This window comes from Streptomyces sp. NPDC031466, assembly GCF_055581265.1.
The window spans coordinates 19,669-42,183 of the sequence record NZ_JBVIJT010000002.1; the positions used below are offsets into that span (position 1 = coordinate 19,669).

Consider the following 22,515-nt stretch of genomic DNA (forward strand, 5'->3'; position numbering starts at 1 on the left):
CGAGACCCGGCCCCGGGACCAGCGCCTGCCCCCACCCCAAGGCCCCGCCCCCGCCCCAAGGCCCCGCCCCCGCCCCAAGGCCCCGCCCCCGCCCCGAGATCACCCTGACCGCGCCCCACCCCCCTCGGTGAGCCCGCCGCAAACAGCCGTCACGGCCACGCAACGCCCCCGCAATCTGCTCCGGACATCCTCGGTCCATGACGCCGTCGCACCCTCGCCCTCCCGGCCTCGCCCCGCCCCACGGCAGGCGCCGCCCCGCCCCGCTCCCGACGCTCGTCCTCGTCGGCCACGGCAGTCGCGACCCCCGCGCCCTCGCCACCGTCACGGCCCTCGCCGAACGGGTCCGCGAGCAGCGGCCCGGCCTCGCCGTGCGGCTCGGGCACATCGAGCTGAACGAGCCGCTGCTCACCGACACCCTCGCCGCCCAGCGCGGCGGCGAGGCCGTGCTCGTACCGCTGCTCCTGAGCCGTGGCCAGCACGTCAAGCGCGACATCCCGGCGGCCGCCGCCGACGCACCCCACCTCCGCACCCGGGTGGCCGCGCCGCTCGGCCCGCACCCGCTGCTCGCCGAGGCCCTGCACTCCCGCCTCGTCCAGGCGGGCTGGCCCGCCCGGCCGCTGAGCGCCACAGAGCGCCGTCGGCACGCCGTGGTCCTCGCCGCCGCCGGGTCACGCGACCCGGACTCGGCCGCCGACACCGCAACCGCCGCCGCCCTGCTCGCCGACCGCCTGGGCGTCCCCGTGGTCCCCGCCTACGCGGCGCCCACCGCGGCCTGCCCCCGGACCGTCTCCGCGGCGCTGGCGGCCCTGGCCGCCGAGGGCCGCACCCGGACCGCCGTCGCCGCGTACTTCACCGCCCCGGGCCGCTTCGCCACCCAGAGCGCGGCCGCCGCCCCGTGGGTCACCGCCGCCCCCATCGGCGCCCACCCGGCGCTCGCCCGCCTCGTCCTGCACCGTTACGACCAGGCCCGCGCCGCCGCCCCCTCGGTGGCCGGACCGCGCCGCCTGACCGCGGCCTGACGAGGGGCCAGGTCCGGTTGGCCGGAGGCCAGGTCCCCTTTGTCAGTGCTTGCGTCTACTGTCGGTGCATGGAAGGCACAGCACCGAACGGCACAGCATCGAACGGCACAGCACCGCACGCGCGCCACGAGGCCTACGACACCTACGACGAAGCCGCCGTCGAGCGGTGGGCCGCCGAGCCCGACAAGAGGCCGGGGCGCACGGCCTTCCAGCGCGACCGCGCGCGCGTGCTGCACTCCGCCGCGCTGCGCCGGCTCGCAGGCAAGACGCAGGTCGTCACGCCCGGCACGCGGAGCCAGGCCTGGGACGCCAGCGCCCGCACCCGGCTGACGCACTCCCTGGAGTGCGCCCAGGTGGGCCGCGAGCTGGGCGCCGCCCTCGGCTGCGACCCCGACCTGGTCGAGACCGCCTGCCTCTCGCACGACCTGGGCCACCCGCCCTTCGGCCACAACGGCGAGCAGGCGCTGAACGAGGTGGCGGCGGACTGCGGCGGCTTCGAGGGAAACGCCCAGTCGCTGCGCCTGCTCACCCGCATCGAGCCCAAGCGCTTCGTCCCCTCCGACGCCACCGGCGACCTGGTCAGCGTAGGACTCAACCTCACCCGCGCCGCCCTGGACGCCGCCACCAAGTACCCCTGGCCGCGCGGCGGGCACCCCACCGACCCGCAGTCCTCGAAGTTCGGGGTCTACGAGGACGACCGGCCGGCCTTCGACTGGGTCCGCAAGGAGGCCCCGGGCCGGCGCGTCTGCTTCGAGGCCCAGGTGATGGACTGGTCGGACGACGTCGCGTACTCCGTCCACGACTTCGAGGACGGCCTGCACGCCGGGCACATCGACCCGAACGTGCTGCACGCCGAGCCCGAGCGGCAGGACATCTACGCCGTGGCCCTCGGGCGCTACGTGCCGAAGGACACCGACCCCGAAGAGCTGGACCAGGCCCTGGACCGCCTCCTCGACCAGGAGTGGTGGCCGCACGGGTACGACGGATCGGCCATAGCGCAGGCCCGGTTGAAGGACGCCACCAGCCAGCTCATCGGCCGCTTCTGCCTGGCCGCGGAGAGCGCCACGCGCGTGCGGTTCGGCCCGGGCCCCCTCACGCGGTACGCCGCCGAACTCGTCGTGCCCCGCGAGGCCCGCCACGAGTGCGCGGTGCTCAAGGCCGTCGCCGACCGCTACGTGATGCAGCGCCCCGCACAGGAGCGGCTCCGCGCGGACCAGCGCGTCGTGGTGGCCGAGCTGGCCCAGGCGCTCACCACCCGCGCGCCCGACGGGCTCGACCCGCAGTTCCGCGCCCTGTACGACGCGGCGCCCGACGACCGGGCCGCCCAGCGCGTCGTGGTCGATCAGATCGCGTCACTCACGGACGCGGCGGCCCGCGCCCTGCACACGCGATTGACGGCGAGACACTAGGGAAAACGGGCAAGTGACCATGGAGTGACCACGGGGCGTGACGAAAAGTGGCCTCTTGGGGCCACGCCCCCTTCCCCCATCACGCTCCGTGCGGGACGCTCGCTGTGGCGGCAAGGCCGTGTTCTTCCGGGGGACACCCCCGGTACCCCCGGCAAGGAGGCATCAAGTGGTCGACGCGCATCAGACGTTCGTCATTGTGGGAGGAGGTCTGGCCGGCGCCAAGGCGGCCGAGACCCTCCGTTCGGAGGGCTTCACCGGCCGGGTGATCCTCGTCGGCGACGAGCGTGACCACCCCTACGAGCGCCCGCCCCTGTCCAAGGGCTACCTCCTGGGCAAGGAGGAGCGCGACAGCGTCTTCGTCCACGAACCGGGGTGGTACGCGCAGGCGGACGTGGAGCTGCACCTCGGCCAGCCCGTCGTCGCCATCGACCGCGAGGCCAAGAGCGTGCGCCTGGGCGACGGCACGGCCGTCCACTACGACAAGCTGCTGCTCGCCACCGGCGCCGAGCCCCGCCGCCTCGACATCCCCGGCACGGACCTCGCGGGCGTCCACCACCTGCGCCGCCTGGCCCACGCCGACCGCCTGCGGCAGGTCCTGACGGCCCTCGGCAGGGACAACGGACACCTGGTGATCGCCGGAGCGGGCTGGATCGGCCTGGAGATCGCGGCCGCCGCCAGGGAGTACGGCGCGGAGGTCACCGTCGTCGAGCGCGAGCCGACGCCGCTGCACGCCGTCCTCGGCCCCGAGTTCGGGCAGGTCTTCACCGACCTGCACGCCGAGCACGGGGTGCGCTTCCACTTCGGCGCCTCCCTCACCGAGATCGTCGGCCAGGACGGCATGGTCCTCGCCGTCCACACCGACGACGGCGAGGAGCACCCGGCGCACGACGTGCTGGCGGCGATCGGCGCGGCCCCGCGCACCGCGCTCGCCGAGGCCGCGGGCCTGGACCTCGCGGAGCACGCGCACGGCGGCGGCATCGCGGTCGACGCCTCCTTGCGCACCTGTGACCCGGACATCTACGCGGCGGGCGACGTGGCCGTCCCGCACCACCCCCTCTTCGACACCAGGCTGCGCGTCGAACACTGGGCGAACGCCCTGAACGGCGGCCCGGCCGCGGCCCGCGCCATGCTCGGCCAGGACGTCCGCCACGACCGCGTGCCCTACTTCTTCTCCGACCAGTACGACGTGGGCCTGGAGTACTCGGGCTGGGCGCCCCCGGGCACGTACGACCAGGTGGTGGCGCGCGGCGATGTGGGCAAGCGGGAGTTCATCGCGTTCTGGCTGAGCGAGGGCCGCGTCCTTGCCGGGATGAACGTGAATGTGTGGGACGTCACGGAGACCGTGCAGCAGCTGATCCGCACCGGCGCCCGGCCCGACATCGACCGCCTCGCGGACCCGTCCGTCCCCCTGGAGTCGCTGCTGACGTGAGCGCCCGGGCGACGGTCCGGCCGGGAGTGCCACGGGCGAGCCGTAGTATTCGTACGTGGCAGGCAGGATCAATGACGAGGACGTGAAGGCGGTTCGGGACGCGGTCCCGATCGACGCCGTGGTCTCCGACTACCTCCAGCTGCGCAGCGCCGGGGGCGGGAACCTCAAGGGCCTGTGCCCCTTCCACGACGAGAAGTCCCCGTCCTTCCAGGTCAGCCCGAGCAAGGGTCTCTTCCACTGCTTCGGCTGCCAGGAAGGCGGCGACACGATCGCCTTCGTGATGAAGATCGACCACCTCACGTTCTCCGAGACGGTCGAGCGCCTCGCCGCCAAGGCGGGCATCACGCTGCGCTACGAGGAGGGCGGGTACAACCCCAGCCACCAGCGCGGTGAGCGCATCCGCCTGGTCGAGGCCCACAAGATCGCCGCCCAGTTCTATGTGGACCAGCTGGAGAGCCCCGAGGCCGAGATCGGCCGCAAGTTCCTCGCCGAGCGCGGCTTCGACCAGGCCGCCGCCGCGCACTTCGGCGTGGGCTACAGCCCCGCCGGCTGGGACCACCTCACCCGCTTCCTGCGCGGCAAGGGCTTCACCGACAAGGAGCTGACCCTCTCCGGCCTCTCCCAGGAGGGCCGCCGCGGCCCCATCGACCGCTTCCGCGGCCGCCTGATGTGGCCCATCCGCGACATCGGCGGCGAGGTCGTCGGCTTCGGCGCCCGCAAGCTGCGCGACGACGACAACGGCCCGAAGTACCTCAACACCCCCGAGACCCCGATCTACAAGAAGGGCCAGGTGCTCTACGGCGTCGACCTGGCCAAGAAAGAGATCGCCAAGACCTCCCACGCCGTCGTCGTGGAGGGGTACACGGACGTCATGGCCTGCCACCTCGCCGGTGTCACCACCGCCATCGCGACCTGCGGCACGGCCTTCGGCGGCGACCACATCAAGATCCTGCGCCGCCTCCTGATGGACAACGGCTCGGCGCGGGTGATCTTCACCTTCGACGGCGACGCGGCGGGCCAGAAGGCCGCCCTGCGCGCCTTCGAGGACGACCAGAAGTTCGCCGCCGAGACGTACATCGCCATCGCCCCCGACGGCATGGACCCCTGCGAGCTGCGGCTGGCCAAGGGCGACGAGGCGGTCGCCGACCTCGTCCGGCCCCGCACGCCGCTCTTCGAGTTCGCGCTGCGCCAGATCGTCTCGCGGTACGACCTGGAGACCCCCGCCGGCCGGGCCGCCGCCCTGGACGAGGCGGCCCCCGTCGTGGCCCGCATCAAGAACAGCGGCGCGCAGCACGAGGTGGCCGTCCAGCTCGCCGGCATGCTCGGCATCCTGGACACGCAGTTCGTGGTCAAGCGCGTCGCGCAGCTGGCCCGTTGGGCCCGCGACCGGGGCGGCAGGGGCCCCGCGCAGCCGCAGAGCAGGCCCCAGCAGACGTACGCGCAAGGGCCGGCCCCCTCCGGCGGTCCCGCGCTGACCCTGCGCAGCCCCGCCCACCGCACCGAGCGCGAGCTGCTCAAACTGGCTCTCCAGTACCCCCAGTTGGTCTCCCCGGCCTTCGACGCGTACGGGATGGACGAGTTCACCGCCCCGCCCTACGCCGCCGTGCGCCAGTGCATCGAGGAGGCGGGCGGCGCCGAGGCGGGTATCGCCGAGCCGCAGGCCTACCTCGCGCGCGTGCTCGACGCGGCGCCCGACGACACGGTGCGCCGCATGGTCACCGAGCTGGCCGTCGAGGCGATCCTGCGCAAGACCGTCGACGAGGTGTACGCGGGCATGCAGCTCGTCCAGGTCCGGCTGCGCGCCGTCGACCGCCGCATCCGCGACGTCCAGGGCAGCCTCGCCCGGCTGGGCGCGGGCGGTGACCCTCAGCAACTGATCGCGGTGCAGAACGAGTTGTGGGTCCTCCAGCAGTACGGCCAGGCGTTGCGCGACCGCGGAGCCGACGCGCTCTAGAGGCGTGGCCTTGAGGCCAAGGGTTACCCGTCGGGTCACCACGCGGTCACGGAACGGACGCAAAAAGTCACCGCACGCCCCTCGTGGCGGCCGTGTGTCGTACCCCACACTGGGTTCCGGTGCCTGAGTCCTCGGAGCGCGGCCGGCCCGCAGACAGCGGGCCCGACACCCCCGCCGTTCCACTCATCGTGTCCGGGACGGACAGCGGCGAGGCCGTGGTCCCTCTCCCGTTGCCGCACGCCTCAGCAGCGATCACCCTGGAGGTCGCCCCCGTGCAGACCCAGACCCTCACCCAGACCGACACCGCCGCGCGTACGCCGGCGGACGCGGACGTCCTGGAGGCGGTCCCGCAGCAGGGCCGCGCCCCCCGGCACCCGGAGTCGACAGCGACCGGGCAGGAGGCGGCCCCCGAGGCCGCGGAGGTCGTGGACACCACCGAGGCTCCCGAAGTCACCGACGTCACCGACGTCACCGACGTCACCGACGTCACCGAAGTCCCCGACGTCGTCGAAAGCGCCGAAGCCGCCGAGCCGCCGCCGGCCCTCGAACCGGAGACCCTCGACCTGCCCGCGCCCCGCGGCCGCCCCGACACCGGCGGCCCGTCCTCCGACCTGTTCCGCCAGTACCTGCGCGAGATCGGCCGGATTCCCCTGCTCACCGCGGCGGAGGAGGTGGAGCTGGCCCGCGGCGTGGAGGCAGGCCTGTTCGCCGAGGAGAAGCTGGGCAGCACCCCCGACCTGGACTCCCAGCTCGCCCTGGACCTCGACAAGCTGGTGGTCAGGGGCCGGATGGCCAAGCGCCGGCTGATCGAGGCGAACCTGCGCCTGGTCGTCTCCGTCGCCAAGCGCTACGTGGGCCGCGGGCTCACCATGCTCGACCTCGTCCAGGAGGGGAACCTCGGCCTGATCAGGGCGGTCGAGAAGTTCGACTACGCCCGGGGCTACAAGTTCTCCACGTACGCGACCTGGTGGATCCGGCAGGCCATGTCCCGGGCCCTCGCCGACCAGGCCCGCACCATCCGCGTGCCCGTGCACGTCGTGGAGCTGATCAACCGCGTCGTGCGCGTCCAGCGCCGCATGCTCCAGGAGCGCGGGTACGAGCCCACGCCCGAGGAAGTGGCCGCCCAGCTCGACCTGCTCCCCGAGCGGGTCAGCGAGGTGCTGCGGCTCGCGCAGGAGCCGGTCTCGCTGCACGCCCCGGTCGGCGAGGAGGACGACGTCGCGCTCGGCGACCTCATCGAGGACGGCGACGCGGCCTCGCCCGTGGAGTCCGCCGCGTTCCTGCTGCTGCGCGAGCACCTGGAAGCGGTGCTCTCCACGCTCGGCGAGCGCGAACGCAAGGTCGTCCAGCTGCGCTACGGCCTGGCGGACGGCCGCCCGCGCACGCTGGAGGAGATAGGCCGCATCTTCGGGGTGACCCGCGAACGCATCCGCCAGATCGAATCCAAGACCCTCAACAAGCTGAGGGACCACGCCTTCGCCGACCAGCTGCGGGGCTACCTCGACTGAAGCGCCCCGAAGGGGCGCGGGGAACTGCGCGCTCAGCCACACGAGACCGGCACCCGCAGAACCCCGACACCCCGACACCCCGACACCCCGACACCCCGACAGCGCCCTTAGTCGACCTCGGCGACGGCCTCCGCGAACTGCGCCGCGTACAACCGCGCGTACGCCCCGTCCGCCGCCAGCAACGCGTCGTGCGTCCCCTGCTCCACGATCGCCCCGTCCTCCATGACCAGAATCGTGTCGGCGTCGCGAATCGTGGAGAGCCGGTGCGCGATCACGAAGGAAGTGCGCCCGTGCGCGAGGCGGGCCATCGCCTTCTGGATGAGCACCTCGGTCCGGGTGTCCACCGAGCTCGTCGCCTCGTCGAGCACCAGGATCACCGGGTCGGACAGGAACGCCCGCGCGATGGTGATGAGCTGCTTCTCGCCCGCGCTCACCCCCGTGCCGTCGTCGTCGATCACCGTGTCGTACCCGTCGGGGAGCGTGCGCACGAAGCGGTCCGCGTGGGCGGCGCGCGCCGCCTCCTCGACCTCCTCGCGCGTGACGCCCACCCGTCTCCCGCCGCCGCCCTTGTCCGAGGCGCTGCGCGCCGCCCCTGTTGATTCGGCGCCGTACGCGATGTTCTCCGCGATGGTCCCGCCGAACAGCCAGGTGTCCTGGAGGACCATGCCGATCCCGGTCCGCAGCTCGTCCCGCGACATCTTGGCGATGTCCACCCCGTCCAGGGTAATGCGCCCGCCTGTCACCTCGTAGAACCGCATGAGCAGGTTCACCAGCGTCGTCTTGCCCGCGCCGGTCGGCCCCACGATGGCGACCGTGTGCCCCGGGTCCACGACCAGGGACAGGTCCTCGATGAGCGGCTTGTCCTTGGCGTAGCGGAAGGAGACGTGCTCCATCGCGACGCGCCCGCGCAGCCTCTCGGGCCGCTCGCCGGGCACGGGGTCGGCGCCCTGCTCCTCGGCGTCGAGGATCTCGAAGATCCGCTCGGCGGAGGCGACGCCCGACTGCACGAGGTTCGCCATGGAGGCGACCTGGGTGAGCGGCATCGAGAACTGCCGCGAGTACTGGATGAAGGCCTGCACGTCACCGATGGTCAGCGAGCCGGAGGCGACACGGAGGCCGCCGACGACGGCCACGAGCACGTAGTTGAGGTTGGAGATGAAGAACATCAGCGGTTGCATGACGCCGCTGTTGAACTGCGCCTTGAACCCGGCCTCGTACAGCCGCTCGTTCTGCTCGGCGAACGCCTTCGCCGACTCCTCCTGCCGGCCGAACACCTTCACCAGGGCGTGCCCGGTGTACATCTCCTCGATGTGCGCGTTCAGTTGGCCGGTGGTCTTCCACTGCTGCACGAACTGCGGCTGCGACCGCTTGCCGACCTTCTTCGCCACGAGGAACGACAGCGGCACGGTGACCAGCGCCACCAGCGCCAGCAGCGGTGACACCCAGAGCATCATCACCAGCACGCCGACGATCGTCAGGGCCGAGTTGATGAGCTGGCCCATGGTCTGCTGGAGCGTCTGGTTGATGTTGTCCAGGTCGTTGGTGGCGCGGCTGAGCACCTCGCCGCGCTGCCGCTTGTCGAAGTACGACAGCGGCAGCCGCGACAGCTTCTCCTGTACGTCGCCCCGCATCCGGAAGACGGTCCTGTTGATGGCGCGGTTCGAGAGCCGGGTGGACACCGCCATCAGCAGGCCCGCCGCGAGGAACGTGCCGAGCGCGAGCAGCAGGACCTCGCCCATCGCGCCGAAGTCGATGCCCTCGCCGGGCGTGAAGTCGACGCCGGTCAGCATGTCGGCCATGCCGCCGTCGCCCTTGTCGCGCATGCGCTCGATGACCTGTTCCTTCGTCAGGTCGCCGGGCAGGTCACGGCCGACGATGCCCGCGAAGAGCAGGTCGGTCGCCTTGCCGAGGATCTTCGGGCCGAGGACGGAGAGCGCGACGCTCAGGATCCCGGCCGCGATCATCCCGTACATCGTGGAGCGCTCCGGCTTGAACTGCGCGAGCAGCCGCTTGCCGGAACCCTTGAAGTCCATCGACCGGGAGTCGGGGCCCATCATGGGGCCACCCAGGCCAGGGGGCATTACGCGGCCTCCGCTTCCGTCAGCTGGGAGAGCACGATCTCCCGGTAGGTCTCATTGCTCTCCATCAGCTCGCCGTGGCTGCCGGTGCCCACGACCCGGCCCTCGTCCAGGACCACGATGCGGTCGGCGTCGCGGATGGTGGAGACGCGCTGGGCGACGATGACGACGGTCGCCCCGGCGGTCTCACGGGACAGGGCGCGGCGCAGGGCCGCGTCGGTGGCGTAGTCGAGCGCGGAGAACGAGTCGTCGAAGAGGTAGATCTCCGGGCGCTGCACGAGGCTGCGCGCGATGGACAGGCGCTGGCGCTGGCCACCGGAGACGTTGGTGCCGCCCTGCGAGATGGGCGCGTCGAGCCCCTCGTCCAGGCCCGCGACGAACTCCTTGGCCTGGGCGACCTCAAGGGCGTGCCACAGCTCCTCGTCCGTCGCGTCGGGGTTGCCGTACCGCAGGTTGGTGGCGACCGTGCCGGCGAAGAGGTACGGCTTCTGTGGGACGAGGCTCACCGTCTTGGCCAGCAGCGCGGGCTCGACGGTGCTCACGTCCACGCCGCCGACCAGGACCTGCCCCTCCGTCGTGTCGATCAGTCGCGGTACGAGGCTCAGCAGCGTCGATTTGCCGCTGCCGGTCGACCCGATCACGGCGGTCGTCTCGCCGGGCCGGGCGATCAGGTCGATGCCCTTGAGGACGGGCTCCTCGGCGCCGGGGTAGCGGAATCCCGCACCCCGGATCTCCAGGTGTCCGTGGCTGCGCAGCGCGCGGACCGGGTCGGCCGGCGGCACCACGCTGCTGTCGGTGTCCAGGACCTCCTCGATGCGCTCGGCGCAGACCTCCGCGCGCGGCACCATCATGAACATGAAGGTGGCCATCATCACGGACATGACGATCTGCATCAGATAGGCGAGGAACGCGGTGAGCGCGCCGATCTCCATGCCGCCGTCGTCGATGCGGTGCGCGCCGAACCACACCACCGCGACGGAGGAGATGTTCACGACGGTCATCACGATCGGGAACATCAGCGCGAGCAGCTTGCCGCTGCCGAGCGAGACGGCGGTCAGATCGGCGTTGGCCTTGCGGAAGCGCTCCTTCTCGTACGTGTCACGGACGAAGGCACGGATGACGCGGTTGCCGGTGATCTGCTCGCGCAGCACCCGGTTCACCGTGTCGAGCCGTACCTGCATGCTGCGGAACAGCGGCCGCAGCCGCCGCACGATCAGGCTCACGCTGACGGCGAGGACGGGCACGACGGCGACCAGGACACCGGAGAGCGGCACGTCCAGGCCGAGCGCCATCACGATGCCGCCGACGCACATGATGGGCGCGGTCACCATCAGCGTGAACGACATCAGGGCCAGCGTCTGGACCTGCTGGACGTCGTTGGTGGTGCGCGTGATGAGGGAGGGCGCGCCGAACTGCCCGAGTTCGCGCGCGGAGAAGGACTGCACGCGGTCGAAGACGGCGGCCCGGACGTCGCGCCCGAGGGCGGAGGCGGTGCGCGCGCCGTAGAAGACGGCACCGATGTTGCAGGCCATCTGCACGACGGTGACGGCGATCATGATGCCGCCGTAGGTGAGGATGTGGCCGGTGTCCCCCCGGACGACGCCCTCGTCGATGATGTCGGCGTTCAGGGTGGGCAGATAGAGCGAGGCGCAGGTCTGCAGGAACTGCAGGAGCACCAGCAGGGCGATGGGTTTCTTGTACGGACGCAGATACGTCCGCAGGAGTCTTATGAGCACGCTCGGTCTCTCGAGGAGTCGGGTGTCGGCAGGCGAGGTCGTCCCCTATCCTGCGACACCCGACCCCCCGGGCGGCAACCGATTAACCCATGACCGGGTCAAAAATCTTCCCCAGTACAGAACTAGCCTCGCTCAAGAAAACCGGAAGCACTCACTCCACCCTCAGGAGAACGCCCCGGGGTGCGTCTGCTCCCGCACCGTCGCGTACTGCTGCCGCACCGCCTGGCCCACCGCCAGCTCCTCACCGGGTTCGAAGACCTGCGCGGCGGCCCCCTGCCAGTACGGCAGTTGACCGGTCAGCGCCCACGCGGCCTGGCGCGCGGCGCCGATCGCGGCGTAGTCGGCGGGCTGCGGCACGACGACCTGCGTACCGAAGAGCATGGGGGCCGCCGCCTGCACGGCGGGCAGCTCGGCGGCGGCGCCCAGCAGGAACACCCGCCGCACCTCGACCCCGCGCGCCCGCAGCACGTCGAGCGCGTCCCCGAGCCCGCACAACATGCCCTCGAACGCGGCCCGCGCCAGATGCTCGGGCTTCATCGACTCGCGCCGCAGCCCGGTCAGCGTGCCCGCGGCATGCGGCAGATTGGGCGTCTTCTCGCCCTCCAGATACGGCAGGAGTACGAGGCCGTGGGCGCCCGGCGTCGACTTCACGGCGAGCGCGGACAGCTCCTCCAGGTCCGTGACGCCCAGCATCTCGGCGGTGCCGCGCAGCACCCGTACGGCGTTCATCGTGTGGACCACCGGAAGGTGCATGCCCGTGGCGTCGGCGAGCGACGTGATCATTCCGCCCGCGTCGACCAGCGCCTCGTGGTGCACCGCCATCACCGAACCCGACGCCCCGAGGGAGACCACGGCGTCGCCCTGCTGCACGCCGAGCCCGAAGGCGGCCGCCATCGTCTCGCCGGTCCCGGCGGAGATCAGCAGCCCCTCGGGGGTGGTCCCAGCCGGCTCGGCGGGCCCGATCACCTCGGGCAGCACCGCCTGGTGCCCGAGGGCCAGTTCGACCAGGTCCGGGCGGTACGCGCCGGTCGCCGCCGACCAGTAGCCGGTGCCGGAGGCCCCGCCGCGGTCGGTCGTGCGCCGGGCGGGACGGCCCAGGAGCTGCCACACGAGCCAGTCGGGGGCCTGCATGAGAGCGGTGACGTGCCGTGCCGCCTCCGGTTCGGTCCTGGCCAGCCAGCGCAGCTTCGTCACGGGCTGCGCGGACTGCGGCACGCACCCCACGGCCTGCGCCCAGGCCTCGCGGCCGCCGAGGGCGTCGATCAGGTCGACGGCGGCGACCTGCGCCCGCCGGTCGTTGCCGACGAGCGCGGGCCGCACGGTGTTGCCGTGGTTGTCGAGCGGCACCAGCGCGTTCTGCTGGGCGGACACGCCGATCGCCTGTACGCCGTCGAGCAGCCCGCCGCTCGCGGCTTCGCCGAGGGAGAGCAGCCAGGCCTGTGGATCCACGTCGGCCGGGCGGCCGCCCCCCTCGGCACTCTCCACCGGATGCGGGGCGTACCCCTGCTTGAGCACGGCGCCCGTGTCCGCGTCACAGACCACGATGCGCGTGAAATCGGGCGAACTGTCCAACCCTGCGACTATCCCCATGCCGGGAATTCTGCCGCACCGCCGGACCGGTCCGTACCTGTGTTCGCCGTCCGTGATCGCGGGGGCCCGCCGCCGCTAGGTGGTGCTGGTGCCCCAGTCGTCCTGCCCGGAGCCCTGGCCGCGCTCGCGCAGCGACCGCACCCGCTCGGAGACCGAGTCGGGCATCCGGTCGCCCATCTTCTCGGAGACGGTGTGGAAGGCCTTGCCCGCCACCTCGCGTCCCTGCTGTCCCGCCGACTCGACGGTGTTGCGCACGGCCGGGTTCTGCGCGATCTCCCTGGCCGACTTCTTCAACTTCTCGTAACGCTCGCGTCCGGCCCGGGTCCCGAGCACGTACCCGAGAGCCAGTCCTGCCACGAATGTGAGCCGGTACCGCATGGCTGTCACCCTTCCCTTGCGTCCGCGTCGCGCGTCTGTCGCTCGCCTGTCACTCGTATCCCGAATCAGCTGAGGGACACCGATTGGCGGAGCACCCCCCTGCTTGCGCTAATGTATGTGTCGCAGCGAGCGCCCGCCGCCCGGAGAGTTCCCAGGTGGATGCGTTCGATGCAAAACGAGACGATCCCCTGTAGCTCAATTGGCAGAGCAGCCGGCTGTTAACCGGCAGGTTACTGGTTCGAGTCCAGTCGGGGGAGCTCGGTCTCCTGTAGCTCAATTGGCAGAGCAGCCGGCTGTTAACCGGCAGGTTACTGGTTCGAGTCCAGTCGGGAGAGCTGTACGGAAGGACCCCGGAGACCACCTCCGGGGTCCTTTTTCGTACCGTTTGCCCCCCTGGTGGAACCGCGCGGGCGGCCCCGCTGTCCTCATGGTCGAGCGAAGCCGACCATCCGAAGCAGGAGATCGTATGAGCGGCTATGCTGCGGCAGACGGCGCGCACAAATGTGCGCGACGCGCCGTTAGGGGCGGTAGCTCAGCCGGTTAGAGCAGCGGACTCATAATCCGTCGGCCGTGGGTTCGAGTCCCACCCGCCCCACCAAGGCGCCGTTGCGCAGGAACGATTCGACCTGCGTCAACTGTGCGCCAGAGCGGGGCGCGTGCTGGGTAGTGACACACCGGTGATCGCCGGCTCGCTCCCTGCTCGCCCGAAAGCCCGAGGACCAAGAGAAGGCCCCGACCGGGCAGGTACCTGGTCGGGGCCTTCTCGTTGCGGGCAGCTGTCCTGGGAGACCTCAGAACAGCCGCCCCTTCCCTTGCCGGGTTCCCCTGTCGGGCCGTCGGTGCTGCTGCCATCCGCGCGGAGCGCCTCCGGCAGGAGCTGAACCCAGGACGACACCTGGATCGCGTCCGGTCCGAGCCGGTGGACGGTCCAGCGCGTCGAAGCGGGCCAGGACGCCACCCTCTCGCTCCGCATTGCCCATGCGCTCGGTGTCCCGCTGCGCGGTCTCGTGTGACGGCCAGCACCGTCTACGGGGTCTTGCGGCGGAGGACGCGGAGTGCGGTTGCCCGTCCTGTCAGCAGCGCCGGGCTTTCCTCCTGCCGCCGGTACCGGCAAGGGCAGGGTCCCTTTGGGATGGGGTAGAGGAGCCCGTTGTCGAGGCCGAGGGAGGTGCCCTCGGCGCAGGGGTGCGGGGCGGCCATGTCGGTGGTGATGAGCTGGTGCAGGCAGGGGCCGCACGGGACGGGGACCGGGGAGGGCACCGCAGGGCCATCTTGTGAGGAGTGGTGGTTCGGCATGAGGCCTTCCTGGGGTGCGGTGCGTACGGAGATCGAGCGGCCCGCCGCACGGGGTCTTGGTGGGCGGGCCGCCCCTTCCCACCGCCCGCCCTTCCGGCGGGGCGGGCGGCGGGGGTCGATCGCGGGATGCGGGTCACGAAGGCGGGCAGCCGCGGGCACTCGATGTGCAGCCAGATCGCGGTGATGGGTGTGTCGCAGCGCCAGCAGTACCGGACGCCCTCGCTCATCCCGGGCCTCCGTTGACCCGCTGCTCGCTGGGTGGCTTTCGGGTGGCTTCCAGGGTTCGGTGCAGCCTGTGGCCCTTGGAGCAGATGCGGTCCATGGCCTTGCACGTGGGACAGTCGTAGGTGTGCAGGACGACCGCTTGGCGGATCTCCACCGGGCCCAGCTCCGGGATCCTGGCCCGCGGGGTCACTGCTCTGTCTCCTGGGTGATGCTGAGCGCGAAGCCGATCAGGGCCTCGACGGTTTCGGGCTCGCACAGGTCGCCCGCGAACCGAGGCGGCACCACCCATTCCTGTCCCCAGGCATGGGGCGATGGCCTGGTGTGCCCACGCGCGCCCGGCGCGGGGCCGTGTGAGGGCGTAGTACATGCCGCCCATGGCTCGGTTGTCGTGGATGACGGGGCCGTTGAGGGCGCGGCCGAGCAAGACGGTGATCTGTTGCGGGTCGGTTGTGCACATCGCCGTGAGCACGAGGCGCTCGGGGATGCGGACCGCCTCGAAGCGCCGGTCGAGCGGAAGCAGCGCCACGCCGGTATCGGCCCATTCGCGCCCGGCCTGCTCGGGAGCCTGCTGGGAGTGTGCCAACCAGTCCGAGAGGGCGTTCATCGTTTGCGTATCCGCGTATCCACTATCCGGGCCCTGCCGTCGTCAGCGTCGATCAGGTCTGATGACGACGGTAGGAGGGGTGCGTCCCCACTGATGACCGGGGTCCGGTCACCTCATTTCAGGCGGACAAGAGGAGGCGAGGGTGGCCGGGGCCGATGAAGAGGTCTACGTGCCTGTCGGGATGCCCTGTCAGCTCGGCGAGGTCCCTTACTCGGAGTGCCTCGGCGATGCGCATCACCATGTCGAGACCCGGCGAGTGCTGCCGGCCGTTCTCGATCTTCCGCAGCGTGTGGGGTGAGACTCCGATGAAGTCGGCGAGCTGAGCGCGCGTCATCCCGCGCCGCTCGCGGAGAATTTGCACCCGTTGGCCGAAGCGCAATGGGTCGGCGTACGGGTCCGGGGTCGCATCAGATGGCACCGTCTCGCCCCTCTCTGAACAGCTCGGCACCGTCAGGGTATGGGCGGGGCCAGTTTCGTGTGAGGGCTGTGGTCGGTGAACGATTCGCCCGGGCACGAGGCCACCCCCCTTCCACCCGGAGGTGGAAGGGGGCCTGGGGCCACGGGGGCGTCCCGGAGGGAGTAGGTGCCCGGGGTTCGGGCGAGGGGTGGGGCGGGGTCAGGCGGTGGGGTTCGGGTCCGTGCCGTTGGGGTGGGGCCATTTGCGGGTGTCGCGGGGTTCCACGTAGGGCTCCTCCTCCGCGGGCATGCCGCCGGCGATCGCGCGCTGGCGGGCCAGTTCCGCGTCGAATTCCAGGCCGAGCAGGATGGCCAGGTTCGACAGCCACAGCCAGACCAGGAAGATCACGACACCCGCCAGCGTGCCGTACGTCTTGTTGTACGAGGCGAAGCCCGCGACGTACAGCGCGAAGCAGGCGGAGGCCACCAGCCACAGGAGCACCGCGACGACACTGCCGGGGCTCAGCCAGCGGAAACCGGGGCCGTGGACGTTCGGGGCGCGCCAGAAGAGCAGGGCGATCATCAGGATGACGATGATCAGCAGCACCGGCCACTTCGCGATGGACCAAGCGGTGAGCGCCGCGTCGCCCAGGCCGATGGCGTCACCCGCGCGCCGGGCGATCGGGCCGGTGAAGACCACGATCAGCGCGCTGGCGGCCAGCAGGATCATGAGGGCCAGGGTCAGGCCGATCCGCAGCGGCGTCAGCTTCCACACCGGGCGGCCCTCGGGCAGGTCGTACACGGCGTTGGAGGCGCGGATGAACGCGCCCACGTAACCGGACGCCGACCACACCGCCAGCAGCAGGCCCGCGATCGCCATCACACCGCTGGTGCTGCCGCTGCCCTGCAGCTGGCGTACGGCATCGCTCAGCAGGTCGCGGACCGGGCCCGGCGCTAGCTTCTCCAGGTTGTCCAGGACCGAGTCGGTGGCCTTCTTCCCGATCACGCCCAGCACCGAGACCAGGACGAGCAGCGCGGGGAAGAGCGACAGCACGCCGTAGTACGTCAGCGCGGCGGCCCGGTCGGGCAGGTCGTCGTCCATGAACTCTTTGCCGGTGCGCCGCGCCACCGCCCACCAGGAGCGGGCGGGCAGCTCGGTGGGTTCGTCGGGGGCCGCCTCCTCGACCGCCGGTCCCGGGCCGGCCGCCGGCTCCGGTTCGCCTTCGTGCGGCTGGTCGTGGGTGCGGGCGCGGTCGTCACCGCCCTGGTCGCGTCCCTGCTCGCGCCCCGGGTCGCGCCCTTGGTCGCGCTCCTGCTTGTTCTCGTGTTTGTCGAAGAGTGCCATGTGGTGGTGAGTTGGCCGACTCGGCCGACGTATGCCTGTTCACGGCGAGAAGGTTGTGTTCGGGGCCCCAAACGTTCCGGTTAGATCTCGGTAGACGTCCCGGAAGGGTCTCGGTGGTTCCTCCATGGTTCCTCGCACCTGCCGTGGATGATCCGCAGAAATGGTTACAGATGCCAGGCGTTTGGCCTTATCTTGGCGCACATGCAGTCCTACACGATCGGGCAGGCCGCGCGTCTGCTCGGGGTCAGCGCCGACACCGCCCGCCGCTGGGCCGACGCCGGGCGGGTCGCCACGCACCGCGACGAGGGCGGGCGGCGGCTCGTCGACGGCCGGGATCTCGCCGCGTTCTGCGTCGAGGTCGCCCAGAGCGCCGGCACCGGCGACGACGACATCCCGTACACCTCCGCCCGTAACGCCTTTCCCGGCATCGTCACCGCCGTGAAGCTCGGTGACGTGGCCGCCCAGGTGGAGATCCAGGCGGGCCCGCACCGCCTGGTCTCGCTGCTGACCCGCGAGGCGGTGGAGGAACTCGGCCTGGAGGTCGGGATGCAGGCCACCGCCCGGGTGAAGTCCACGAGCGTGCACATCGACCGCGTCTGAGCCAGGAGCGACCCCCATGTTTCCCGTGTCCCCGAAGTTCCGCGTCCCCGGCGCCCGCCGGGTCACCGGTGCGGTCCTCATCGCCGCGCTGCTCGTCCCGCTCGCGGCGTGCGGCAGCGACGGTGGCGAGAGCGGGAAGGACGGCGGCGGGAAGAACGTACGGCTGACCGTCCTCGCCGCCTCCTCCCTCACCGACGTCTTCGCCACGGCGAAGAAGGAGTACGAGAAGGACCACCCCGGCACGCGCCTGACCATCTCCGCGGCCGGCTCCCAGGAACTGGCCGCGCAGGTCCGGCAGGGGGCGCCCGCCGATGTGCTGGTCACCGCCGACACCAGGACCATGGACGGCCTCAAGGGCGAGACCGGCACCCCCACCGTGATCGCCAGGAACCGGCTCGTGATCGCCACCCGCGACGGCAACCCCGACCGGATCAAGGGGCTCAAGGACCTCGCGGACAACAGGCTGAAGGTCGTCCTCGCCGATGACACCGTGCCGGTCGGGCGCTACAGCAAGCAGATCCTCGACCGGCAGCACGTCACGGTGGAGCCCGTCTCCAAGGAGGCCAACGTCCGGTCCGTGCTCAGCAAGGTCGAGCTGGGCGAGGCCGACGCCGGCCTCGTCTACCGGACGGACGCCGCGACCGCGCCCGACAAGGTCGACGCCGTCGACATCCCCGACGCGCAGAACGCCGTGGCCTCCTACCCGGCCGCGACCCTCAAGGGCTCCGGGAACGGGGAGGCCGCGGCCGCGTTCGTGAAGTGGCTCAGCACCGCCGAGGCGCAGCGGATCCTGCGGGACGCGGGCTTCCAGAAGCCGTAGCGCGCGCACGCGGGACCGGCTTGTCTGCCGGGTTCGCTCGCATGCCGGCGTGGCTGCCGACACCTGCCCGGCGCGTCGACTTCCGGGCGCCCGCCGCCTCGACTTCCGGGCGCCCGCCGCCTCCCCGCCACGGGCGCCCGGTCGTACCCTCCCGTCCTGCCGCGTACGTCCGCATGCCGCGCCCCTCGCGATCGGGGTTCGTGTCAACGTCGTACGTCTCACCCCCACCGAGCCCAGGACCGCCCATGAGCCGACCCCGTCTTCGTCTCCGCGCCCCCGCCCCGGGCCGCACCCGGGCGCCCCTCGCCCTCGCGCTGCCCGCGCTCCTGGCGATCGCGTTCCTGCTCATGCCGCTGATCGGCATCCTCGCCCGCACCGAGTGGGGCGAGCTGGGCGCTCATCTGTCCGCGCCCGGGGTCACCCAGGCACTGAAGCTGTCGATGCTCGTGTCCTTCTGGGCGCTCGGGCTCTCCCTGCTGCTCGGGGTGCCGCTGGCCTGGCTGCTCGCCCGCGTGGACTTCCCCGGGAAGGCCTTCGTACGGTCCCTGGTGCTGCTGCCGATGGTGCTGCCGCCGACCGTCGGCGGTGTCGCGCTCCTGCTCGGCTTCGGGCGGCGCGGGCTGCTCGGGCCCTGGCTGGAGAGCACCTTCGGCATCGTGCTGCCCTTCCACACCTCGGGCGCGGTCGTCGCGGCGACGTTCGTGTCGATGCCGTTCCTCGTCATCAGCCTGGAAGGCGCCCTCGGCGGACTGCGGCCCGGCTTCGAGGAGACGGCGGCGTCGCTCGGGGCCTCCCCCCTACGGGTGTTCCGCACCGTCACGCTGCCGATGGTCGCCCCCGGGCTCGTCGCGGGCGCCGCGCTGACCTGGGCGCGGGCGCTGGGGGAGTTCGGCGCGACCATCACCTTCGCGGGCAACCTCCCCGGCACCACACAGACCCTGCCGCTCCAGGTCTATCTGCTGCTCCAGGAGTCCCCGCAGGCCGCGACCTCCCTCTCCCTGCTGCTGCTCGCCATCGCCATGACCGTGCTGGTGGGGCTGCGGGGGCGGTGGTCGGCCGGGGCGGGCGTGCGGGTGCGGGCGCCGGGGGCGGACAGGGGCGTGGCCCCGGAGGTTCGGGAGGCTTCGGGGGCCGCGGAGGTCCCGGGGGCCCCTGAGGTCGCGGCGGGTGGAGCGCCCGGCAAGGTGCCCGCCCCGAAGGAGGACCCGGAGAAGAACCCGGAGACGAACCCGCCGGAGAAATGGGCCCTGCACGCCGCCGTCACCGGCTCCGACGAACTGACCCTCGACGCCGAACCCGGCACCACCATCGCCGTCGTCGGACCCAACGGCGCGGGCAAGACGACCCTCCTGCGCGCCCTCCTCGGCCTGACCCCGCGTGCCCACGCCCGGCTGCGGCTCGGGGAGCACGACGTCACCGCCCTGCCGCCGCACCGGCGCAAGGTCGCCTGGGTGCCCCAGGACGGCGCGCTCTTCCCGCATCTGAGCGCCCTCGGCAACACCGCGTACGGGCTGCGCGCCCAGGGCGTGCGGCGGGCGGCGGCCCGGGGCGAGGCGCGGGTCTGGCTCGACCGGCTCGGCGTCGGTCACCTCGCGCACCGCAGACCCGGCCAGCTGTCCGGCGGCCAGGCCCAGCGGGTCGCGCTCGCGCGGGCACTCGCGGCCCGGCCCCGACTGCTGCTCCTCGACGAGCCCCTCGCCGCCCTCGACCAGACCACCCGCGCGCACGTCCGCCACCTGTTGCGGCGCCACCTCGACGGGTTCGGCGGCGTGTGCCTCGTCGTCACGCACGACCCCGTGGAGGCCGTGTCGCTGGCCGACCGCATCCTCGTACTCGATGACGGCCGTACGTTGCAGGACGCGCCGCCCGCCGAGGTCACCCGGCATCCGCGTTCGCCCTGGGTGGCGCGGATGCTCGGCCGCAACGCCTGGCCGGGCACGGGGGCGGCGGACGGCACGCTCGTCCTGGCGGGGCGAGGGCGCCTGGTCGTCGCCGATCCGCCGGCGGCGGGCGCGCGGGCCCTGGCGGTCATCGCCCCGGAGGCGGTGTCCGTGCACCGTGAGCGGCCCGGGGGAAGCCCGCGGAACGTGTGGCGGGGGACGGTGCGCGAGGTCACCGCCGCCGGGAGCAGGCTGCGCGTCCTCGTCGCCTCGGACGAGGCGCCCGACCTGGTCGCGGAGATCACTCCGCAGGCGGCGGCGGAACTGGGCCTGGCGGACGGGGCGCGGGTGTGGACGAGCGTGAAGGCCACGGAGGTGTCGGTGGTGGCGCTGTGAACGGGGGCGCGGGACGGTCACAGGGCCTGGAGCGGTGACTGCCAGGTCACCGTCGTGCCCGACTCCGCGCCCACGCCGTCCGTGGCTCCGTCGTCGTACACCGTCAGGCGTACGCCCTCGCGGCCGTCGGGCAGCGTCGCCCGCGCGTCGACGGCCACATCGACCCGGGTGACGCCGGTGCGGCGCGAGGTGGCGGCCAGGGCGCGGCGCAGGGCGGCCAGGAGATGGCTCGCCGCCGGGTCCGTGATCCGGGTGTCGACGGCGCCCCCGAAGTGCACCGACGGCTGGATGCCGAGGACCGCCGCGGCGCCCGCCGTCTCGCGCAGGACCTTGCCGCGGAAGGTCGTCGGGGCGTCGGCGGGCGGCTGCTGGAGGGCGAAGATGGCCGTGCGGACCTCCTGGATGGTGGACTCCAGCTCGTCCACGGCGTGGCCGAGCGTGGACTCCACCTGCGGGGAGTGCGCCTTGCGACGGGTCGACTCCAGCATCATGCCGGTCGCGAAGAGCCGTTGGACGACGAGGTCATGAAGGTCGCGGGCGATGCGGTCGCGGTCCTCGAAGACCGCGAGGCGCTGCCGGCTCTGCTGGGCGTCGGCGAGCACCAGCGCCAGTGCCGCCTGCGAGGCGAACTGGGTGGCGAGCAGCCGCTCGGCCGCGGTGTAGGCGGGCGCGCCGCGCCTGCGGGGCAGCGCGAGCGTTCCGATGAGCCGCCCGCCGGCCTGGAGCGGCAGCATCATGCTGGGCCCGAAACGGGCGCGTACGTGCGTCGTCATCCGGGGGTCGGTCGCGGAGTCCTCGATGAACACCGGTTCGCCGCCGAGCAGTTGCGTCAGGACGGCGCTGCCGGGCTCGATGGTGGTGCCGATGAGGTCGTCGCCGTCGCCGTCGCCCTCGCTGTCGCCGTCGGCCACCGGGTCCGGAGCGGGGGTGGCGTCGGGTGGCGTGTGCGGCGTGGGGTCGGCGGGCGTTCTGACGCCGGTGCCCGGCACGGGGGTTGCGGTCCCATCGGGGTCGGGGTCGGGGTCGGTGGTCGGGGGCGGGTCGGGTGGCCCCGCGGGGGAGGGGGTCGGGGCTTCCGCCGTCTCGTTCGCCGAGCGGGAGCCCGTCTGTCCGGGCGCCCCCGATGGGGATTTCCGGTGAGGGGACGTCAGGGCTGTGGCTGACCCGGGGGACTCCGGGGGGTACCCCTCCGTGGGGGCGGGGCGGCCCGGGGGCGGGCCGTCCGTGGAGGCGGCGACGATGCGCATGCCGCCCGACTCCGTGGGCTGGAGGATCACGCCCGCCGCCGCGCCCGCGAGGATCCTCGCCCGGTCCGCGACCGTCATCAGCGCGTCCGCCGCCGCCTCGCCCGTGAGCAGCGCCGTGGTGACGGCCGCGGCGCCCTCGATCCACCGCTCGCGCTGGCGGGCCGCCTCGAACAGGCGGGCGTTGCCGATCGCGATGCCCGCCTGGCTCGCCAACACCCTCAGGAGCTGCCGGTCCTCTTCGGTGAACGGGCCCGCCGCCTTGCCCGCGAGCAGGAGGTCGCCGAACGCCTCGTCGTGGACGTGGATCGGGACGCGTACGACGTCATCACCGTTGTCGCTGTCGTCGGTCCCGTCGCCCTTGACCTCGCCCTTGACCTCGTACTTGCCTTTGCCTTCGCCCGAGACGAACAGCTCGGCCGGGCCCTCCTGGGAGGGGGCGGTCATGCCGAGCGAGCCGTACGCCGCGCCCGTCAGCCGTCTCGCGCTGTCCACGATGTGCTGGAGCGTGGCGCGCAGGTCGAGGTCCGCGCCGACGCCGAGGACCGCGTCGAGCAGCGGCATCGACGGCAGCGGCGCGTCCACTCCGTGGGGCATCTCTCTCACGG

General features: G+C 72.4%; 15 protein-coding genes, 3 tRNA genes and 1 pseudogene. 11 read left to right on the forward strand and 8 right to left on the reverse strand.

Features of this window, described 5'->3' with window-relative positions; all coding sequences use genetic code 11:
- Window positions 1-197 precede the first annotated feature (197 nt).
- The 5 genes from ACZ5GP_RS02975 to ACZ5GP_RS02995 all read left to right on the forward strand — a co-directional run bounded on the left by ACZ5GP_RS02975 (window position 198) and on the right by ACZ5GP_RS02995 (window position 7,319).
- Entirely contained in the window at window positions 198-1,019 is an 822-nt protein-coding gene (locus ACZ5GP_RS02975; RefSeq protein WP_468749099.1) for a sirohydrochlorin chelatase, read from the forward strand.
- A gap of 68 nt (window positions 1,020-1,087) precedes the next feature.
- Entirely contained in the window at window positions 1,088-2,428 is a 1,341-nt protein-coding gene (locus tag ACZ5GP_RS02980; RefSeq protein ID WP_468749100.1) for a deoxyguanosinetriphosphate triphosphohydrolase, read from the forward strand.
- 166 nt (window positions 2,429-2,594) lie between these two features.
- A complete protein-coding gene (locus ACZ5GP_RS02985; RefSeq protein WP_468749101.1) occupies window positions 2,595-3,857 on the forward strand; it encodes an NAD(P)/FAD-dependent oxidoreductase in 1,263 nt (420 codons plus the stop codon).
- A gap of 55 nt (window positions 3,858-3,912) precedes the next feature.
- Window positions 3,913-5,811 carry a DNA primase gene (dnaG, locus tag ACZ5GP_RS02990; RefSeq protein WP_468749102.1) on the forward strand — a complete coding sequence of 633 codons (1,899 nt, stop codon included), beginning with the start codon at window positions 3,913-3,915 and terminating at the stop codon, window positions 5,809-5,811.
- Between the two features lie 119 nt (window positions 5,812-5,930).
- The gene (locus tag ACZ5GP_RS02995; RefSeq protein WP_468749103.1) at window positions 5,931-7,319 is read left to right on the forward strand and encodes an RNA polymerase sigma factor; all 1,389 of its coding nucleotides are present in this window, start codon (window positions 5,931-5,933) and stop codon (window positions 7,317-7,319) included.
- Window positions 7,320-7,426: 107 nt separating this feature from the next.
- On the opposite strand, the gene ACZ5GP_RS03000 is transcribed toward ACZ5GP_RS02995, so the two are convergent.
- From ACZ5GP_RS03000 to ACZ5GP_RS03015, 4 genes are all read right to left on the reverse strand, one after another.
- The gene (locus ACZ5GP_RS03000; protein ID WP_468749104.1) at window positions 7,427-9,400 is read right to left on the reverse strand and encodes an ABC transporter ATP-binding protein; all 1,974 of its coding nucleotides are present in this window, start codon (window positions 9,398-9,400) and stop codon (window positions 7,427-7,429) included.
- Window positions 9,400-11,133 carry an ABC transporter ATP-binding protein gene (locus ACZ5GP_RS03005; protein WP_468749105.1) on the reverse strand — a complete coding sequence of 578 codons (1,734 nt, stop codon included), beginning with the start codon at window positions 11,131-11,133 and terminating at the stop codon, window positions 9,400-9,402. Before ACZ5GP_RS03005 ends, ACZ5GP_RS03000 begins: the two co-directional genes overlap by 1 nt.
- Before the next feature lie 162 nt (window positions 11,134-11,295).
- Window positions 11,296-12,723: a xylulokinase gene (locus ACZ5GP_RS03010; protein WP_468749106.1), complete on the reverse strand. Its 1,428-nt coding sequence runs from the start codon at window positions 12,721-12,723 to the stop codon at window positions 11,296-11,298.
- Window positions 12,724-12,798: 75 nt separating this feature from the next.
- On the reverse strand, window positions 12,799-13,101 hold the full coding sequence (locus ACZ5GP_RS03015; RefSeq protein ID WP_468749107.1) for a YtxH domain-containing protein: 303 nt from the start codon (window positions 13,099-13,101) through the stop codon (window positions 12,799-12,801).
- A 184-nt stretch (window positions 13,102-13,285) separates the two neighbouring features.
- Between ACZ5GP_RS03015 and ACZ5GP_RS03020 the strand changes: the two genes are divergently transcribed.
- From ACZ5GP_RS03020 to ACZ5GP_RS03030, 3 genes are all read left to right on the forward strand, one after another.
- Window positions 13,286-13,358, forward strand: a tRNA-Asn gene (locus ACZ5GP_RS03020).
- A 5-nt stretch (window positions 13,359-13,363) separates the two neighbouring features.
- Window positions 13,364-13,436: transfer RNA gene (locus ACZ5GP_RS03025), tRNA-Asn, on the forward strand.
- Window positions 13,437-13,622: 186 nt separating this feature from the next.
- Window positions 13,623-13,699 (forward strand) — tRNA-Ile (locus ACZ5GP_RS03030).
- A gap of 921 nt (window positions 13,700-14,620) precedes the next feature.
- Here ACZ5GP_RS03030 and ACZ5GP_RS03035 read toward each other — a convergent pair.
- From ACZ5GP_RS03035 to ACZ5GP_RS03045, 3 genes and pseudogenes are all read right to left on the reverse strand, one after another.
- Window positions 14,621-14,812, reverse strand: coding sequence for a hypothetical protein (locus ACZ5GP_RS03035; protein ID WP_468749108.1), 192 nt, complete (start codon window positions 14,810-14,812; stop codon window positions 14,621-14,623).
- A gap of 547 nt (window positions 14,813-15,359) precedes the next feature.
- Window positions 15,360-15,560, reverse strand: a pseudogene (locus ACZ5GP_RS03040) (helix-turn-helix transcriptional regulator); the annotation flags it as partial.
- Between the two features lie 282 nt (window positions 15,561-15,842).
- Window positions 15,843-16,967 (reverse strand): YihY/virulence factor BrkB family protein, encoded by a 1,125-nt coding sequence (locus tag ACZ5GP_RS03045; protein ID WP_468749109.1) that lies wholly within the window; start codon window positions 16,965-16,967, stop codon window positions 15,843-15,845.
- A gap of 201 nt (window positions 16,968-17,168) precedes the next feature.
- Here ACZ5GP_RS03045 and ACZ5GP_RS03050 point away from each other — a divergent pair, with 201 nt between their 5' ends.
- The 3 genes from ACZ5GP_RS03050 (at window position 17,169) to ACZ5GP_RS03060 (ending at window position 20,663) form a co-directional block, all read left to right on the forward strand.
- Window positions 17,169-17,567, forward strand: coding sequence for a TOBE domain-containing protein (locus ACZ5GP_RS03050; protein WP_358584360.1), 399 nt, complete (start codon window positions 17,169-17,171; stop codon window positions 17,565-17,567).
- Between the two features lie 16 nt (window positions 17,568-17,583).
- Window positions 17,584-18,387: a molybdate ABC transporter substrate-binding protein gene (gene modA, locus ACZ5GP_RS03055; RefSeq protein WP_468749110.1), complete on the forward strand. Its 804-nt coding sequence runs from the start codon at window positions 17,584-17,586 to the stop codon at window positions 18,385-18,387.
- A gap of 245 nt (window positions 18,388-18,632) precedes the next feature.
- Window positions 18,633-20,663, forward strand: coding sequence for an ABC transporter permease (locus ACZ5GP_RS03060; RefSeq protein ID WP_468749111.1), 2,031 nt, complete (start codon window positions 18,633-18,635; stop codon window positions 20,661-20,663).
- A 17-nt stretch (window positions 20,664-20,680) separates the two neighbouring features.
- Here ACZ5GP_RS03060 and ACZ5GP_RS03065 read toward each other — a convergent pair whose 3' ends face one another.
- Window positions 20,681-22,504: a GAF domain-containing sensor histidine kinase gene (locus ACZ5GP_RS03065; RefSeq protein WP_468749666.1), complete on the reverse strand. Its 1,824-nt coding sequence runs from the start codon at window positions 22,502-22,504 to the stop codon at window positions 20,681-20,683.
- Between the last annotated feature and the right edge of the window lie 11 nt (window positions 22,505-22,515).